The sequence below is a fragment of the Pseudomonas laurentiana genome (assembly GCF_014648275.1).
Classification (GTDB): domain Bacteria; phylum Pseudomonadota; class Gammaproteobacteria; order Pseudomonadales; family Pseudomonadaceae; genus Aquipseudomonas; species Aquipseudomonas laurentiana.
The window spans coordinates 1-560 of sequence record NZ_BMQU01000176.1 but is presented as its reverse complement, the minus strand read 5'-3'; the positions used below and the strand labels follow the sequence as shown (position 1 = coordinate 560).

General features: G+C 15.2%; 1 protein-coding gene. It reads left to right on the top strand.

Annotated features, from left to right (window positions below; genetic code table 11):
• On the top strand, positions 1 to 293 hold a 293-nt coding region (locus tag IE038_RS25735), incomplete at its 5' end, for a Ycf2 family protein (RefSeq protein ID WP_189396439.1).
• Between the last annotated feature and the right edge of the window lie 267 nt (positions 294 to 560).

Genomic DNA, 560 nt, shown 5'->3' with positions numbered 1-560 from the left:
AAAATTATTTAAAAAATCAAAAAAAAATAATATTTACTAACAACAACATAATAAAAACAATCAATCAATATAAATTAATCCAAAATATAATTCAAATCCAATTCCAATATAATCCCTATAAATACATAAAAAATATATTAAATCAATTCTTTTTAATAAAAAAACCTAATCACAACTTCAAATATAAAATTCAAAAAAATCTAATAAAAAATAATACTCTAAATCATAAAACTATAATAAAAAATACAATCAACCAACATTTATCAAATTTAAAAAAAAATCAAAAAAAATAATTCAATCCTCTTATTTTTCTTTCTCAAACCAAAAAATCCATAAATCAAAATCCTAATACATATAAATACAAATAATCCAATAAAAACAAAAATTTCCAAAAACATTTAAAACATTTCATTTCTAAACAAAAAAACCATTTTCAAATAATATTCAATCAATTATATATTAATCAATATTCAATTAATTAATCTAAAATTATTAATAAAAAAAATTTATCTAAATCACTTCATTTCTTTTTATCTAAATTACTTCATTTCTTTTTATCC